Consider the following 14,988-nt stretch of genomic DNA (forward strand, 5'->3'; position numbering starts at 1 on the left):
GGGAAAAGGGCGGGCGCCGCGCCCCCGTCAGGGAGTGCGGCGCCCGGCTCGACGTGACGGCGCGAAACTCAGCGCTGGTCGAGGTTGCCTGCGGTGTCCTCCTGGTAGCTGGCACCACCGTTGGCCTCGCTGGTCAGCGGCTTGGCACCACCTTCGGGCGGTCCGGCCAGGCTCTGCCCGGCGGCCAGCTCGGGGAACTTCGCGTCGAAGGCCGGCCGCTCGGAGCGGATGCGCGGCATGCGGTCGAAGTTGCGCAGCGGCGGCGGGGAGCTGGTGGCCCACTCGAGCGAGTTGCCGTAGCCCCACGGGTCGTCGACCTCGACGACCGGGCCGGTCTTGTACGACTTCCAGCAGTTCCAGATGAACGGCAGCGTCGAGATACCGGTGATGAACGCGCCGATCGTGGAGATCGTGTTCAGCGTGGTGAAGCCGTCGATGGCCTGGTAGTCGGCGTACCGGCGCGGCATCCCCTCGTTGCCCAGCCAGTGCTGCACCAGGAACGTGGTGTGGAAGCCGATCATGGTGAGCCAGAAGTGGATCTTACCGAGGCGCTCGTCGAGCATCCGGCCGAACATCTTCGGGAACCAGAAGTAGATGCCGGCGAAGACGGCGAACACGATGGTGCCGAAGAGCACGTAGTGGAAGTGCGCCACCACGAAGTACGAGTCGTGCAGGTGGAAGTCGAGCGGCGGGCTGGCCAGCAGCACACCGGTGAGACCACCGAAGAGGAACGTCACCAGGAAGCCGATCGAGAACAGCATCGGCGTCTCGAAGGTGATCTGGCCCCGCCACATGGTGCCGATCCAGTTGAAGAACTTCATACCGGTGGGCACCGCGATCAGGTAGCTCAGGAAGCTGAAGAACGGCAGCAGCACCTGGCCGGTGGCGAACATGTGGTGCGCCCAGACGCTCATCGACAGCGCGGCGATGGCGATGGTGGCGGCCACCAGGCCCTTGTAGCCGAAGATCGGCTTCCGGGAGAACACCGGGATGATCTCGCTGATGATGCCGAAGAACGGCAGCGCGATGATGTACACCTCGGGGTGACCGAAGAACCAGAACAGGTGCTGCCACAGCATCGGCCCGCCGGTCGCCGGGTCGTACACGTGGGCGCCCATCAGGCGGTCCGCGGCGAGCGCGAACAGCGCGGCGGCCAGCAGCGGGAAGACCAGGATCGCCAGCAGGCTGGTGACCAGCATGTTCCAGGTGAAGATCGGCATCCGGAACATGGTCATGCCGGGCGCGCGCAGGGTCAGGATCGTGGTGATCAGGTTGACCGCGCCGAGGATCGTGCCCAGACCGGAGATGGCCAGGCCGACGACCCACATGTTCGCGCCGACGCCCGGGGCGTGGTCGGCGGTGCTCAGCGGCGTGTACGCGGTCCAGCCGAAGTCGGCCGCGCCGCCCGGGGCGATGAAGCCCGCGGTGGCGAGCGTGCCGCCGAACAGGTAGAGCCAGTACGCGAAGGCGTTGAGCCGCGGGAACGACACGTCCGGCGCGCCGATCTGCAGCGGCACCACGTAGTTCGCGAAGGCGAACACGATCGGCGTCGCGAAGAACAGCAGCATGATCGTGCCGTGCATCGTGAAGAGCTGGTTGTACTGCTCGGGCGACAGGAACTGCAGGCCCGGCCGCGCCAGTTCGGCACGCATGATCAGGGCCATCAGGCCACCGATCATGAAGAACACGAACGCGGTGACCATGTACATGATCCCGATCTGCTTCGCGTCCGTGGTGCGCAACAGCCGCGCGAGGGCCGACCCCTTGACCGGCTCCCGGACCGGCCAGGGCCGGGTCACGACCGGCTTGGGTGCGACGGTGGTCACGAGTGGCCTCCGGTTCTGGTTGTCCCGCTCGGCGCGCTGGTCATCGGCGCAGCCGTCATCCGCAAGGAGGATAGTCCCCGGTAGGTGGCCCCGCCGCGTGGGGTGGGCGGCTACGATCTCCGGCCGCCTAGAGCGGGCCGGTCAGGAGCCGGTAGTGCTCCCGGAAGATCCGTCCGCCGCGTCCGCGCAGCAACGGGTCGCGCAGCGCCGGCGGCACGTCGCGGGTGCGGTTGCGGTCCCGGGTCCGGTCCCGCACCCAGCGGGTACGCGGGCGGCGGCGACTCTCGTACGCCAGCAGCGCGGCGTCGACGCTGCCGGCGGCGCGCAGCGACTCGGCGAGCACGACGGCGTCCTCCAGCGCCATGGCCGCGCCCTGGGAGAGCGTCGGCGCGGTGGCGTGAGCGGCGTCACCGACGAGCAGCACCCGGCCGTGGAACCACCGCCCCAGCTCGACTTCCTCGGTGCGCTCGACGCACACCGTCTCCAGCGCGTCCAGCACCTCCGGGACGGGGCCGCCGTAGGAGCCGAACAGCTCGCGCAGCCGGGCGAGCGGGTCGGCGGGCAGGTCGGTGCCGGCCTCGTCGGCGTAGCAGTAGAGCCGCCCGGCGCCGAGCGGCACCACCAGGAACCCGGCCCGCTGGCCGAGCAGGGCGGTCCAGTCGGCGATCCGCGGGCCGCCGCGCACGAGGGCCCGGTAGACCACGTGACCGGCGGGGCGGGGCGGCCCGCCGAGCGCGGCGAGCGTGCGTACCGCCGAGCGTGGGCCGTCCGCGCCGACGACCAGGTCGTACTCCGCGCTGGTGCCGTCGGTGAAGCCGACCGCCACGCCGCCGGGCAGCGGGTCGACGGTGCTGACCTCGGCGCCGTGGCGGACCGCGCCGCCGGCGCCGGTGAGCAGCACCCGGTGCAGCTCGGCCCGGGGCAGTGCCCGGCATTCCCCCACTCCGGTCCAGAGCGCGTCGAGGTCGACCTCGCACAGCGGCGCACCGGCGGCGTCGAGGAAGCGCTGCCGGTGGATCACCTGGCCGAGCGGGCGCAGCGGGCCGTCGAGGTCGAGCCGGCGCATCGCCCGGGCCGCGTTGCCCGGCAGGTAGAGGCCGGTGTCTGTCGACTCCGCGGGTGGCAGCCGCTCGGTGACGTCGGGCCGGAATCCCGCCAGGCGAAGCGCCCGGGCGACGGCGAGTCCGGCGATGCCCGCGCCGACGACGAGGACGCGCAGGGGTGAACCACCCATGGTGGGTTACGCCTCCGGAGGGGAACGGCACGCGTTGGAGGCAAGACATTACTCGCCGCAACCAGGCGGCGGAAGTGCCCGCTCGCCCTGGCACGGACCGCCGGTCGGCGGCACACCCCGTCCCACCGGCAGGAATCCCGCCTCCATCTGGGGGAAGGGGTCGGCCGCGGCACTCGGTCGCACCACCGGCCGTACGCGGAGCGTTAACGAGCCCGGCGCATTTGCGCAATGATTTGAGACATGTAAATGTATTCCCTGCACCGTGGGAGCGCTCCCGTCCGTAACACCGACCGAACCGGCGCCGTCCCCGCGCCGAGCCAAGGAGCATCATGAAGCGTCCACTCAGGGCTCTCGCCGCAGCCGGCCTGCTGGCCGCCGGCACCATCGTCGCCGTAGCGCTCGGCGGCGCCGCCTCCGCCGACACGCAGATCTGCGAGCAGTACGGCTCGACCACCATCGGCGGCAAGTACGTGGTGCAGAACAACCGCTGGGGCACCAGCGCCCAGCAGTGCATCAACGTCACCTCGACCGGCTTCTCGATCACCCGGGCGGACGGCTCCGCGCCGACAAACGGGGCGCCGGTCGCCTACCCGTCGATCTTCGTGGGCTGCCACTACACCAACTGCTCGCCCGGCACGAACCTGCCGGTGCAGGTGAAGAACATCAGCAGCGCACCGTCCAGCATCAGCTACAACTACGTCAGCGGCGCGATCTTCAACGCCTCGTACGACATCTGGCTCGACCCGTCGCCGAAGCGGGACGGGGTGAACCAGATGGAGATCATGATCTGGCTCAACCGGCAGGGCTCGATCCAGCCCATCGGCTCCCCGGTCGGCACCGCCAACATCGCGGGCCGGACCTGGGAGGTGTGGCGCGGCAGCAACGGCTCGAACAACGTCATCTCGTACCTGTCGCCGTCGGCCATCCCCAGCTTCAGCTTCGACGCGCTGGCGTTCATCAACGACACCCGCAACCGGGGCGCGATCACGAACGACTGGTACCTGACCAGCATCCAGGCCGGCTTCGAGCCGTGGCAGGGCGGCGTCGGGCTGGCGGTCAACTCGTTCTCGCAGAACGTCAACACCGGCGGCTCCAACCCGCCGCCGACCACGTCGGCGCCGACCACGCCCCCGCCCTCGGGCGGCGCGTCCTGCACCGTCACCTACAAGGCGGCGAACGTGTGGAACAACGGCTTCACCGCCGAGGTGACGGTCAAGAACACCGGCTCCGGCACGATCAACGGCTGGACCCTCAACTACAACCTGCCCTCCGGGCAGACCGTCACCAACGCGTGGAACGCCACCGTGAGCCAGAGCGGCTCCGCGGTGACCGCGCGCGACGCCGGCTACAACGGCACCCTGTCGCCCGGCGCGTCGACCACCTTCGGCTACCAGGCGACGCTCAACGGCAGCTACTCGGCACCGAGCAGCTTCACGCTCAACGGCTCCACCTGCGCCCGGGGCTGACCACCGCACACGACGCAAGGGGCGCGGTCCGCTGCGGACCGCGCCCCTTCCACGGGTACGCCTCAGCCGGCGAGCGCGTCGATGTCGCGCATCTCCTCGGCGGTGAGCGAGAACCCGAACACGTCGACGTTGGCCCGGATCCGCTCCGGCGTGACCGACTTCGGGATGACCACGATCTCGTGGTCGATGTGCCAGCGCAGCACCACCTGGGCCGGCGACACGTCGTGCGCCTGGGCGATGCGGACCAGCACCGGGTCGGACAGGTCGCTGGTCTTGAACGGGCTGTACCCCTCCAGCGCCACGCCCCGGTCCCGGTGGGCGGCGTGCGTGTGCCGCTCGTACAGCGAGGGGCTCCAGCGGATCTGGTTGACCGCCGGCGTCTCCTCGGTGGCCTGGATCAGCTCGTCGATCTGCCCGATCGAGTAGTTGCTCACCCCGACCGTGCGCGCCATGTTCTCGTCCCGCGCGGCGAGCATCTCCCGCCACACCGGGATGCTGTCGCCGGGCGCGGACGGCGGCCAGTGCACCAGCCACAGGTCCACGTAGTCGGTGTCCAGGGCGGCCAGGCTCGCCTCGATGGTCTCCCGCTCCCGGCCCACCCGGTCCGGCGGCAGCTTGGTGGTGATGAAGACGTCCTCGCGGCGCAGCCCGCTCTCCTTGACCGCCCGCCCGACCTCCTTCTCGTTGCCGTACATGGTGGCCGTGTCGATGTGCCGGTAGCCGGCGTCGAGCGCGGCGAGCACGGCCTGGAAGCCGGCCTCGCCGGTGGCCTGCCACGTCCCGAAGCCGAGCAGCGGGATCCGGACGTCACCGGCGAGCGGAAGGGTGGGCTGGTCGCTGTCCATGTCCCCCGTTCTACCCCGGTTCGCCGCACACACACCGGCATCCCGGCGCGCACGGCGCGTCTGGGGGAGGATGCGGGGATGGCGGACCGGCTGGACGAGTACCGGCGCAAACGGGACGCCGCGCGTACCCCGGAACCGGTGCCCGAGCGGGCGCCCGGCCGGAAGCGGTCCGCGCGGCGCGCGCCCCGCTTCGTCATTCAGCAGCACCACGCCCGGAGCCTGCACTGGGACCTGCGGCTGGAGCACGACGGCGTGCTCGCCTCCTGGGCGGTGCCGCGCGGCCTGCCCCGCGACCCGGGCCGCAACCACCTCGCCGTGCACACCGAGGACCACCCGATGGAGTACCTGACGTTCCACGGGGAGATTCCCGCCGGGGAGTACGGCGGCGGCCGGATGACAGTGCACGACACCGGCACCTACCGCGCGGAGAAGTGGCGCGACGACGAGGTGATCGTGGTGCTCGACGGCGAGCGCACGAAGGGGCGGTACGTGCTGTTCGCCACCGGCGGGCGGGGCCGGGACTGGATGATCAGGCGCACCGACCCGGCGCCGGAGGGCTGGACGCCGATGCCCGACCTGGTCCGCCCGATGCTGCCCGCCGAGGGTGGGCGGCTGCCGCGCGACGCCGACGCCTGGGGGTACGAGCTGCGCTGGGCGGGCGTGCGCGCGATGGCGTACGTCTCGGGCGGCCGGCTGCGGCTGCTCGACGGCGACGACAACGAGGTCACCGGGTCGTACCCCTGGCTGCGGGCGATGGCCGAGGCGCTGGCCCCGGCCGAGGCGGTGCTGGACGGCGTGCTGGTCCGGATCGACCCGGCCGGGCGGGTCCGGCCGCCGACCCGGCGCGACGGGCAGTTCCTCGCCGTCGACCTGCTCTGGCTGGAGGGCGTGCCGAGCCTGGACGCCGTGACCTGCTCGACGGTCTGGCGCTCGCCGGTCCGCACTGGCAGACTCCGCCGTGGTTCCCGGGAGTCGGTGCGGACGCCCTGCGGGCCGCCCGTGAGCAGGGGCTCCCGGGAGTGGTGGCGAAACGCCTCGACTCCCCGTACGAGCCGGGCCGGCGCAGCCGGCACTGGCTGAGCATCGACGCGAGCTGAGGACCACCGTGCACCTGACGCACCTGGAGTGCCCGCGCTGCGGTCGTGACCATCCGGCCGACGTGTTGCAGAACCTGTGCGGCTGCGGCTCGCCGCTGCTGGCCCGCTACGACCTCGCCGAGGTGGCCGCCACCGTGGCCCCGGAGCAGTTCGGGCTGCGCCCGGCCGACCTGTGGCGCTACCGGGAGCTGCTGCCGGTGGCCGATCCCCGGTGCGTCACCACGCTCGGCGAGGGCTGGACGCCGATGTGGCGTGCGCCCGCGTACGGCCACGAGATCGGCATCGCGGATCTGCTCGTCAAGGACGAGGGGCTGACCCCGACCGGGTCGTTCAAGGCGCGGGGCGCGTCGGTGGGCGTGAGCCGGGCCCGGGAACTGGGCGTGGAGCGGATCGCCATGCCCACGAACGGCAACGCCGGGGCGGCCTGGGCCACGTACGCGGCGCGGGCCGGGATGGGCGCGACGATCGCCATGCCGCTGGCCGCGCCGACCATCTGCCGGGAGGAGTGCCTCGCCGCCGGCGCGGACCTACGGCTGATCGACGGCCTGATCAACGACGCCGGCCGGGACATCGCCGAGCTGATCGCCGGGTCGGACGGGCGGATCTTCGACGCGGGCACGCTGCGCGAGCCGTACCGCCTCGAAGGCAAGAAGACCATGGGGTACGAGATCGTCGAGCAGCTCGGCTGGCAGGTGCCCGACGTGATCGTCTACCCGACCGGCGGCGGCGTCGGGCTGATCGGCATCCACAAGGCGCTGCACGAGCTGCGCGAGCTGGGCTGGGTCGAGGACCGGCTGCCCCGGCTGGTAGCGGTGCAGTCCACCGGATGCGCGCCGATCGTGCGGGCGTTCGCGTCCGGCGAGGACCGCGTCACCCCGTGGGAGGACGCGCGCACCGTCGCGTTCGGCATCACCGTGCCCGCCCCGCTCGGCGACGAGCTGATCCTGTCCGCGCTGCGGGAGAGCGCCGGCACCGCGATCGCCGTGGACGACGCGGAGATCCTCACCGACCTGCGCGACTTCGCCGCCCGCGAGGGGCTGCTGCTCTGCCCGGAGGGCGCGGCCTGCCTGACCGCCGCCCGGCACCTGCGGGCCGGTGGCTGGATCCGCCCCGGCGAGCGCGTGGTGGTGCTGAACACCGGCGCCGGCCTGAAATACCCCGGCCTGGTGCAAGGAGGGGCCCCTTCTTAACGTCTCCGGTAGAGCAGGGGCCCCCGCTTAACACGTGCGCACCGGGCGTCAGGACGTCGGCGGCTCGTCCTCGCCGGCCTCCTCGGCGGCGTCCGCCTCCTCCTTCGTCTTGTGCACCGCGCCGTCGGCGTGCTCCGGCGGGCCGTAGACGGTGTAGAGCACCAGCGGGTTCGGCCCGGTGTTGACGAAGTTGTGCTTCGTGCCGGCCGGGACGACCACGAGGTCGCCGGAGACGACCTCCTTCTTCTCGCCGGCCACCCGGGCCTCGCCGGTGCCGCTGACGAACGTGAGGATCTGGTCGATGCCCTCGTGGACCTCCTCGCCGATCTCGCCGCCCGGCGGAATGGTCATGATGACCAGCTGGGTGTGCTCCCCGGTCCAGAGCACGCGGCGGAAGTCGGGACTCTTCTCGGCGACTGTCGCGATAGTGAAATGCTCCATGGCCCGCTCATACCCCGATCACGCGCCCGCCACGCCGGGAGTCGCAGATGGTGGAATTCCCCACGCCGATCCGGTTTGGATCCCCGGAGAAGGGGCATGTGCTGCCGACAAGACCGGTGCGGGACGGGCCGGTCGAGCCAAGTCCCCGCTGGCGTACCGCCTGTACGGCTGCGGCGGTGGGAGACGGCCGGAGCGCGGCGACGTTACGACCGGAGGTCGTGCGGCGCCGTGCGCTCGTCTGCGTGTCCGGTCAGGCCAGCACGGCCAGGTGGAACGGACGGTCCACGTGCCCGCTCGTGTCGTGCGTCTCGACGAACACGGCGTTCGCGATACCCGAGCGCGGCGCCACGGTGATGACACCCTGCGGGACCAGCCCGTTCGCCGTCGCGGGGCCCACCGATCCGACGTACGCCGCTCCGGCCACGTCCTGGTCGAACGCGACCTGGTACATCCCGGCGGCGAGCCGGGTGGCCGAGGTGGCGCCGAGGCCGCGGACGAGTTTTCCGTCGGCGTCGACCACGGCGAACAGCATCCGTGCGGTGGCCGGCAGCCCGACCGGCGAACACGAGTTGATCTCGGTGTCGGCGCGTGCGGCCTCCCGCATGCTCGGGATCGGCTGGCCGGTGGTTTCCCTCCTACCTCTGCGGCTGGGCATGGTGATCCTCTCTCCCGCCGGTACGCCGGCCGGAGGCGTTCGTGCGCGTTCGGGCGATCGTCGGCGGTCACCCTCGATGATTCCGACGCTATGTCGGCGCACCGCCCGGCAACCAGCCGGAGAAGTGTCCGATCATTGACAGCCAACGGCTCTGACCTGCGAAAACGTTCACGACGTGACGCAGAGCGATCGGCTGGCTACATTTAAGTATGGTGCAGTCGCCCCGAGGCCCGGTCTACCGCCCGGTGCTGGCCGCGCGGCGCGGTGAGCTGGAGGCGCTGTCCCATCTCGACGGAGCCTCCACCCCGCTGCTCGCACCGGTTCTCGACGTCGCGGCGGACGCACCGTCCATCAAGGACTCGCTGGCTCGGTTGCCGGACGGGCTGCTGCCCGCCGTCGACGTGTCGGCGCTTCCGGACACCCCGGAACACGATCCGGTCCGTTGGGGCGTACCGCTGGCGCCGGTCATCGGCCTGACGGACAGCGACCGGCGGCTGGCCGCGCACGGCGCGGCGGCACGGGCCTGGGCGCACCACGCGGTCGTCCGGTTGCGCACCGGCCCGGACCGAAGCGGGCCGGACGCCGCGACGGCCGCCGCGGAGCGGGTGTGGCGGCTGACCGGCCTGATGCCGGAGCAGTGCGACCTGCTGCTCGACGCGGAGGACGTGTGCTGCACCGCGGACGTCCGGCTGGCCGAGCCACGGGTGCGGCGCGCGGCGGAATGGGCCCGGCGGCACGCCTGGCGCTCGGTGACGGTGGCGGCCGGCGGGATGCCGCCGGCCCTGACCCGGCTTCCGGTGGACGAGCCGGTCCGGCTGGACCGGTACGACTGGTCGCTCTGGCAGCGCCTGGCCGACCTGGACCTCGGGTACGGCGACTACGGCGTGAGCTGCGCGGTACGGGGCGCGGACGAGCCGGTCGACCGGGTTCCCACGCTGCGCTGGGCAACCGACGACGCGTGGTGGGTCTACCGCTGGTCGCGGCGCGGCGGGCGGGGCGACGAGCGCTTCGCCGACCTGTGCCGCACGGTGACCGCCGCCGCGCACTGGCCGGCAGCCGGGGCCGGCTTCTCCTGGGGCGACCACGAGATCGTCCGGCGGGCCCGGCGCGGCGCGGGCGCAGGCTCCCCGGCCAACTGGATCGCGTGGAGCACCTCGCACCACCTGGCGCAGGTGCTGGCCGCACTGGTCCGACCGGAACGGGACCAGCGCGGCCGGGCGTGGTGGGCCGACCCGGACGTCCCGGAACGGGGACGTACCGGCCGCTCGCCGCGCGGCGGGGAGTCCCGCCGCGCCGGCTGACTCACTCCTTCTCGGTGAACCCGAACTGCACCACGCCCTCGTCGTCGACGACCGCGTCCACCGAGGTGTCGTTCAGCAGTTCGGCGGCGTCGGAGTCGAGGAAGATGCGCGCCCCCTCGGTGTCCACCACCTGGTCGCCCCGCACCGGCTCCGGCACCAGTTCGATGGAGAGCGAACCGGCCTCGGTGTCGGCGGCGATGCGCAGCCCACCGGCGTCGGCCACGTCCTGCTGGGCGGCGAGGTCACGGATCACCAGGACGGCGTTGTCGGTCATGGTCAGCATCGCTGAACTCCTCATGGCTGGATGTCGGGATTCGCGCGGGCGACAAGGCCCACGTACAGGTCTTTTCCCTCCCTCGGCCCGGCGAATCCCTAGGCTGGGGGCAGAGACGGCGCGGTGCGCGCCACGTCTCCTGGCGATAACCTTTCACACCGGAGTCTTTCCCGCAGGAAATCTCCATGGCAGCATCGGCACATGCATCGTCGCCTATTCCCCCGGGCGCTCGCGGTGCTGGTGCTGGTCGCCACCGCGGCCACCGCCGGCGCCACCACCGCCACTGCCGAAGCGCCCACCCCCGCGCAGACCCGGCTGCACGCCACCATCGACGCCGTCCTCGCCGACAGCCGGCTCGACGGCGCGCAGGCGGGCGTGGTCGTCGTCGACACCACCACCGGCCGCACGCTGTACGACCGCAACGGGACGCGACGGCTCATCCCGGCCTCCAACACCAAGCTGTTCACCTCCGCGGCGGCGATGGAACTGCTCGGACCGGGCCACCGGTTCACCACCGACGTGAGCGCCGACGGGCCGCGCCACGCCGGCATGCTCTCCGGCGACCTCTACCTGCGCGGCGGAGGCGACCCCACCATCCTCGCCGCCGACTACGACCGGCTCGCCGCGCAGGTCGCCGCGACCGGCGTACGGGTCGTCGCGGGCAACCTGGTCGCCGACGACACCCGGTACGACCGCGACCGGCTCGGCCCGGACTGGACCTGGGACGACGAGCCCTACTACTACGCCGCCCAGGTGTCCGCGCTCACCGTGGCCCCGGACACCGACTACGACGCCGGCACGGTGATCGTCCACGCCGCGCCGGGAACGCGGGCGGGCGCCCGACCGAAGATCACCATGACTCCGGACAACGGCTGGCTGCGCATCGAGAACCGGGCCGAGACGGTGACCGAGGGCGAGACCACCATCTCGTTCGAACGCGAGCACGGCGGCAACACAGTGGTGGTCACCGGCCAGATCGCGCTCGGCCAGGCCACCGAGAGCGACTGGGTGACGGTCTGGGAACCGACCGGGTACGCGGCCGACGTGTTCCGGTCCGCGCTGCGCCGTCACGGCGTACGGGTGCTCGGGCGGACCGTGCTCGGCGCCGCCACCCCGGACACGGCCAAGCCGCTGGCCCGGCACGACTCGATGCCGCTGACCGACCTCATGGTGCCGTTCCTCAAGCTCTCCAACAACGGCCACGCCGAAGTGCTCACCAAGGAACTCGGCCGCCAGCTCTCCGGCTCCGGCACCTGGGCCGCCGGGCTCTCCGCGATCAGCGGGTACGTGGGCGACACCGGGGTGGACACCGGCACGCTGCGCCAACGTGACGGCTCCGGCCTGTCCCGGCGCAACCTCGTCCCGCCGGGACAGTTCGTCACGCTGCTCTCGGCGGTCCGCGCCGAACCGTGGTTCGACACCTGGTACGCCGCGCTGCCGGTGGCCGGCAACCCGAACCGGCTCGTCGGCGGGACGCTGCGCAGCCGGATGAGCGGCACCGCCGCCGCGAACAACGTGCACGCCAAGACCGGCAGCCTGACCGGCGCGTCAGGGCTCTCCGGCTACGTCACGAGTGCGGACGGCCGGCTGCTGGCGTTCTCGATCGTGCTGAACAACTACCTGACCTCGTCGGTGAAGGGGCTGGAGGATCAGATCGCGATCGCCCTGGCCGCGTACACCGAGAGGGAGACGGCCACCGCCCGGCGTACCGTGCCGGCCGCGCCGGAGTCACCGCGCGTACCGGAGGGACGGGAGTGCTCCTGGGTCAAACCGGCGCTCTGCTGACCGGCGCCGTACCGCCCCGGTGCTAGGCGCCGGGGCGGCGCGGCTGCGGGCCGGCGGCGGGGTCACCCCGCTCGACGAGCGCGTCGATCTCGGCCGGTGGGAGCCCGCGCAGGGTGAGCACCCGGCGACCCCACCGGTGCAGCCGGCACGGGTGGGGGCTGGCGTCGTTGCGGCAGATGGTCCCGCCCGACCACGTCCGCGGCGCGTGCACCACCACCGCGCGCACCGCGAACTGGACGTCCTCGACCGTCACGTACGGCGGCATCGGGATCTCGCGCAGCACGTCACCGTCGGCGCGGGGGCGGGCGGGGACGACGGGAGCAGGGCCGGTCATCGGTCGTGCCTCCACAGGGGATGGTCGGACGGGAACAACGGAAACCTACGACGCCGTGCCGGGTACGCGACGGACAAACTGTCCCCGCTCAGCGCAGCGCCACCGCCTGGAGGCTGACGTTGCCGCAGTCGCCGAGCGACTCCTCCACCGTCCAGTTCAGCAGCAGCCGCGCGCCACGCTGGGCGCGGAACTTGATCGTGAACTCGGTGGTGAGCGCGGTGTGCGGGTCTTCCATCCGGAGCGTGGTCACCGGTCCGCCGGTGGAGACACGCACGTCGAGGCGGCCACGGGCCATCCAGAGCCCGGCGTACAGACGCACCGTGCGCTGCTGCCCGTCGGCGGCCACCGCCAGGTTGAACCCGCTGCCCCGGTGGCAGGCGTACACGCCGGACATGGTGCCGCTCGCCGACGCGACCGGGTTGCCGTCGCGCCAGGCGTACGCCTCGGGGTTGTTGTTGAAGCTCTGCCGCCGCCCCCGGCCGCCCTCGTCGCGGATCTCGCCGGAGCCGCCCCGCTTGCGGACCGTCCGGTCGGCGCCGGTGAGCCCCCAGTGGACCCAGTCGGTGGTGCCCACGGCGGTGAGGTCGACGGTGGCGGGCACCTCGGCGCGGGTCACGGTGACTGTCGGCGGGAGCGCGCTCGACGGCGACGGCGACGGCGTGGACGGCGTCGGGCTCGGCGACGGTGGCCGCTGCCGGGGACGCAGTCCCGGATTGGCCACCGTGTCGTCGGCCTCGTTCGGCAGCCCGACCCGGCCGGGCGGCGCGGCCGGCAGCCGGGCGTGCTCCTCGCGTGGCGCGTCGTGCCGCTCGACGCCGAGGTAGAGCGCCAGTGCCGCCAGGCAGAGGAACGCGGCCAGCCCTTCCAGCATCAGCCGACGCCGACGGCGCAGCCGCCGCAGCGCGGAGCGGGTACGCGGAAGGCCGTGCCGATGCGAGCCGGGGCCGGTACGCGGACGGTCCTCCTGGCCCACCACACCCTCCACTTCGGTCACGACACCGCCGGATACGACTGGTGCGCGACGGGCTTCACGGTGTCACCGGACGGCTCTTTGCGCCATATGTCGAGTGACGGGCGTTTCCAGTTCGTTACCTGGCGGCCGCTCGCCGGACCGGCCGCTCAGCTTACCGTGACCGCCTGCAGGGCCACCCCGTCGTTCTGCGCGCCGGTGACCGTCAGGGCCTGCCATTTGATCAGCAGCCGCTCCCCCGGGGCCGCCCGGAAGCGGATGACGTACTGGTAGAAGCGGTCGCCCGCGGCGAGGGCGACCTCACGGACGACGGGATCGCCGCCGCTGGACAGCGTCAGGTCGAGCCGCGCGCCGGCCGAGAACGTGCCGACGAACAGCCGGACCGTGCGCAGGTCCCCGCTCCCGGCCACCCCGAGCGTGAAGCTCTTCCCGGCGCCGCGCTGGAAGACACCCGCCCGGGTGCCCTCCTGGCGCGCTGTCGGCGTACCGTCGGTCCACTGGAGATCACAGGCGCCCGCGTTGTGCTCCAGCCGCTCGCCACCCGGATCCTGGATCTCGCCGGTGCCGCCCGCCTTGCGATGGAAGCTGTCCGCGCCGGTACCGCCCCAGTGCCGCCAGTCCCGCGTACCGAGCGCGGTGAGCGACAACGCCCCCGGCAGCGGCGCCAGGTCCACGTCGAGCAGCGGCCCGCCGGGTGACACCGGGTCGGTGGGCGCCTGATCGGGCGCCTGGTCGCCGGGCGCCTGATCGCTCGGCGCCGCCACGGGCGACGTCTCCCGGTTCGACGGTGGCGCGGGTGACCGGCCCGCGTACGCCAGCGCCGCCACCAGCCCGGTCACGGCCACCGCCGCCAGCACGGCGCGCCGGCGCCGACGACGGGCCCGGGCCACGGCGACCCGGGTGCCCGGGGCATCGGCCGGGGGCCGGGTCGTGCCGAGTGTCAGCCTGGTTCGCGCCGCGTCGCGCAGCCGGACGCCGATCCCGCCCGCCAGATCGCCGATCCGGCCGGCCAGGTCGCCGATCCCGCTGGTCAGGTGGCCGATCCCGCTGGTCATATCGGCGAGGCGCGCCGGGATGCTCTCCCGGGCGGAGTGCCGGCCCGGTCTCGCTTCTGTTTCGGCCACCTGCGGCGGGCCGGGTTCGGCCGGATCTGAAGCGGGCCGGACCGGCGACGGAGCGGACAGGTGCAGTCCGATCGGCGCCGGCCCGACCAGCGGAACCCGGCCGCCGGGCGGGTTCGGACGCGACTCGGGGACGGCCGATGCAGCCGCCCCGGAGACGAGTGGCCTCGGGCCGAGCGAACCCGGAGCGGGCGTGCCGGAGCCGGGCGGACCCGGAGCAGGCGCACCCGGGCTGAGCGGACCCGAAGCGAGCGGACCCGGAGCGAGCGAGCCCGAAGCGAGCGGCGCCGAAGCGAGCGCGCCCGAAGCAAGCGGACCCGAAGCAAGCGGGGCCGGGGCAAGCGCGCCCGGGGCAAGCGCGCCCGGGGCGGGCGTGTCGGCCGGGAGCGGGCCGGCGGCCGGAAGGTCGAGAGCCGGCGGTCCGCCGGCGCGCGGAGGCGGCCAGACAG

The 14,988-nt window shown here is 72.9% G+C and carries 13 protein-coding genes and 1 pseudogene; 5 read left to right on the top strand and 9 right to left on the bottom strand.

Annotated features, from left to right (window positions below; genetic code table 11):
* Positions 1-68: 68 nt before the first annotated feature.
* Together ctaD and KBX39_RS06880 are read right to left on the bottom strand one after the other, a co-directional pair.
* Complete coding sequence (gene ctaD, locus KBX39_RS06875) at positions 69-1,826, bottom strand: cytochrome c oxidase subunit I (RefSeq protein ID WP_113971902.1); 1,758 nt, start codon at positions 1,824-1,826, stop codon at positions 69-71.
* A 127-nt stretch (positions 1,827-1,953) separates the two neighbouring features.
* Complete coding sequence (locus KBX39_RS06880; RefSeq protein WP_043326218.1) at positions 1,954-3,060, bottom strand: FAD-dependent monooxygenase; 1,107 nt, start codon at positions 3,058-3,060, stop codon at positions 1,954-1,956.
* Between the two features lie 329 nt (positions 3,061-3,389).
* Here KBX39_RS06880 and KBX39_RS06885 point away from each other — a divergent pair, with 329 nt between their 5' ends.
* Positions 3,390-4,526, top strand: a complete 1,137-nt coding sequence (locus KBX39_RS06885) for a cellulose binding domain-containing protein (RefSeq protein ID WP_210869632.1) — start codon at positions 3,390-3,392, stop codon at positions 4,524-4,526.
* A gap of 62 nt (positions 4,527-4,588) precedes the next feature.
* Here the strand turns inward: KBX39_RS06885 and KBX39_RS06890 are convergent, their stop codons facing one another.
* A complete protein-coding gene (locus KBX39_RS06890; protein ID WP_043326222.1) occupies positions 4,589-5,371 on the bottom strand; it encodes an aldo/keto reductase in 783 nt (260 codons plus the stop codon).
* Positions 5,372-5,449: 78 nt separating this feature from the next.
* Between KBX39_RS06890 and KBX39_RS06895 the strand changes: the two are divergent.
* Both KBX39_RS06895 and KBX39_RS06900 read left to right on the top strand, forming a co-directional pair.
* Positions 5,450-6,468 (top strand): annotated as a pseudogene (locus KBX39_RS06895) (DNA polymerase ligase N-terminal domain-containing protein).
* An 8-nt stretch (positions 6,469-6,476) separates the two neighbouring features.
* Positions 6,477-7,658 carry a threonine synthase gene (locus KBX39_RS06900; RefSeq protein WP_210869634.1) on the top strand — a complete coding sequence of 394 codons (1,182 nt, stop codon included), beginning with the start codon at positions 6,477-6,479 and terminating at the stop codon, positions 7,656-7,658.
* A gap of 48 nt (positions 7,659-7,706) precedes the next feature.
* Here the strand turns inward: KBX39_RS06900 and KBX39_RS06905 are convergent, their stop codons facing one another.
* Entirely contained in the window at positions 7,707-8,099 is a 393-nt protein-coding gene (locus tag KBX39_RS06905) for a cupin domain-containing protein (protein WP_013284343.1), read from the bottom strand.
* Between the two features lie 250 nt (positions 8,100-8,349).
* Positions 8,350-8,754, bottom strand: a complete 405-nt coding sequence (locus KBX39_RS06910; RefSeq protein WP_210869637.1) for a hypothetical protein — start codon at positions 8,752-8,754, stop codon at positions 8,350-8,352.
* Positions 8,755-8,963: 209 nt separating this feature from the next.
* Here KBX39_RS06910 and KBX39_RS06915 point away from each other — a divergent pair, with 209 nt between their 5' ends.
* Positions 8,964-10,055 carry a hypothetical protein gene (locus tag KBX39_RS06915; protein WP_208635275.1) on the top strand — a complete coding sequence of 364 codons (1,092 nt, stop codon included), beginning with the start codon at positions 8,964-8,966 and terminating at the stop codon, positions 10,053-10,055.
* Position 10,056: 1 nt separating this feature from the next.
* Here the strand turns inward: KBX39_RS06915 and KBX39_RS06920 are convergent, their stop codons facing one another.
* On the bottom strand, positions 10,057-10,338 hold the full coding sequence (locus KBX39_RS06920) for an iron-sulfur cluster biosynthesis family protein (RefSeq protein ID WP_030501863.1): 282 nt from the start codon (positions 10,336-10,338) through the stop codon (positions 10,057-10,059).
* A gap of 192 nt (positions 10,339-10,530) precedes the next feature.
* On the opposite strand from KBX39_RS06920, the gene dacB reads away from it, so the two are divergent.
* Positions 10,531-12,114 carry a D-alanyl-D-alanine carboxypeptidase/D-alanyl-D-alanine-endopeptidase gene (gene dacB / locus KBX39_RS06925; RefSeq protein ID WP_210869639.1) on the top strand — a complete coding sequence of 528 codons (1,584 nt, stop codon included), beginning with the start codon at positions 10,531-10,533 and terminating at the stop codon, positions 12,112-12,114.
* 22 nt (positions 12,115-12,136) lie between these two features.
* Here dacB and KBX39_RS06930 read toward each other — a convergent pair whose 3' ends face one another.
* From KBX39_RS06930 to KBX39_RS33180, 3 genes are all read right to left on the bottom strand, one after another.
* On the bottom strand, positions 12,137-12,448 hold the full coding sequence (locus tag KBX39_RS06930; protein WP_043326231.1) for a hypothetical protein: 312 nt from the start codon (positions 12,446-12,448) through the stop codon (positions 12,137-12,139).
* Positions 12,449-12,536: 88 nt separating this feature from the next.
* Complete coding sequence (locus KBX39_RS06935) at positions 12,537-13,442, bottom strand: hypothetical protein (protein WP_312246610.1); 906 nt, start codon at positions 13,440-13,442, stop codon at positions 12,537-12,539.
* Positions 13,443-13,567: 125 nt separating this feature from the next.
* The gene (locus KBX39_RS33180) at positions 13,568-14,473 is read right to left on the bottom strand and encodes a hypothetical protein (protein ID WP_247659937.1); all 906 of its coding nucleotides are present in this window, start codon (positions 14,471-14,473) and stop codon (positions 13,568-13,570) included.
* Positions 14,474-14,988 lie beyond the last annotated feature (515 nt).

Source organism: Micromonospora sp. D75 (assembly GCF_018070405.1).
Taxonomy (GTDB): Bacteria; Actinomycetota; Actinomycetes; order Mycobacteriales; family Micromonosporaceae; genus Micromonospora; species Micromonospora chalcea.

Bases quoted from the DNA above. Each gene is read 5' to 3' on its own strand.
- KBX39_RS06880 (WP_043326218.1), bottom strand. From the start codon at position 3,060: ATGGGTGGTTCACCCCTGCGCGTCCTCGTCGTCGGCGCGGGCATCGCC.
- KBX39_RS06905 (WP_013284343.1), bottom strand. From the start codon at position 8,099: ATGGAGCATTTCACTATCGCGACAGTCGCCGAGAAGAGTCCCGACTTC.
- KBX39_RS06920 (WP_030501863.1), bottom strand. From the start codon at position 10,338: ATGCTGACCATGACCGACAACGCCGTCCTGGTGATCCGTGACCTCGCC.
- KBX39_RS06910 (WP_210869637.1), bottom strand. From the start codon at position 8,754: ATGCCCAGCCGCAGAGGTAGGAGGGAAACCACCGGCCAGCCGATCCCG.
- dacB (WP_210869639.1), top strand. From the start codon at position 10,531: ATGCATCGTCGCCTATTCCCCCGGGCGCTCGCGGTGCTGGTGCTGGTC.
- KBX39_RS33180 (WP_247659937.1), bottom strand. From the start codon at position 14,473: ATGACCAGCGGGATCGGCCACCTGACCAGCGGGATCGGCGACCTGGCC.
- KBX39_RS06915 (WP_208635275.1), top strand. From the start codon at position 8,964: ATGGTGCAGTCGCCCCGAGGCCCGGTCTACCGCCCGGTGCTGGCCGCG.
- KBX39_RS06885 (WP_210869632.1), top strand. From the start codon at position 3,390: ATGAAGCGTCCACTCAGGGCTCTCGCCGCAGCCGGCCTGCTGGCCGCC.
- KBX39_RS06930 (WP_043326231.1), bottom strand. From the start codon at position 12,448: ATGACCGGCCCTGCTCCCGTCGTCCCCGCCCGCCCCCGCGCCGACGGT.
- KBX39_RS06890 (WP_043326222.1), bottom strand. From the start codon at position 5,371: ATGGACAGCGACCAGCCCACCCTTCCGCTCGCCGGTGACGTCCGGATC.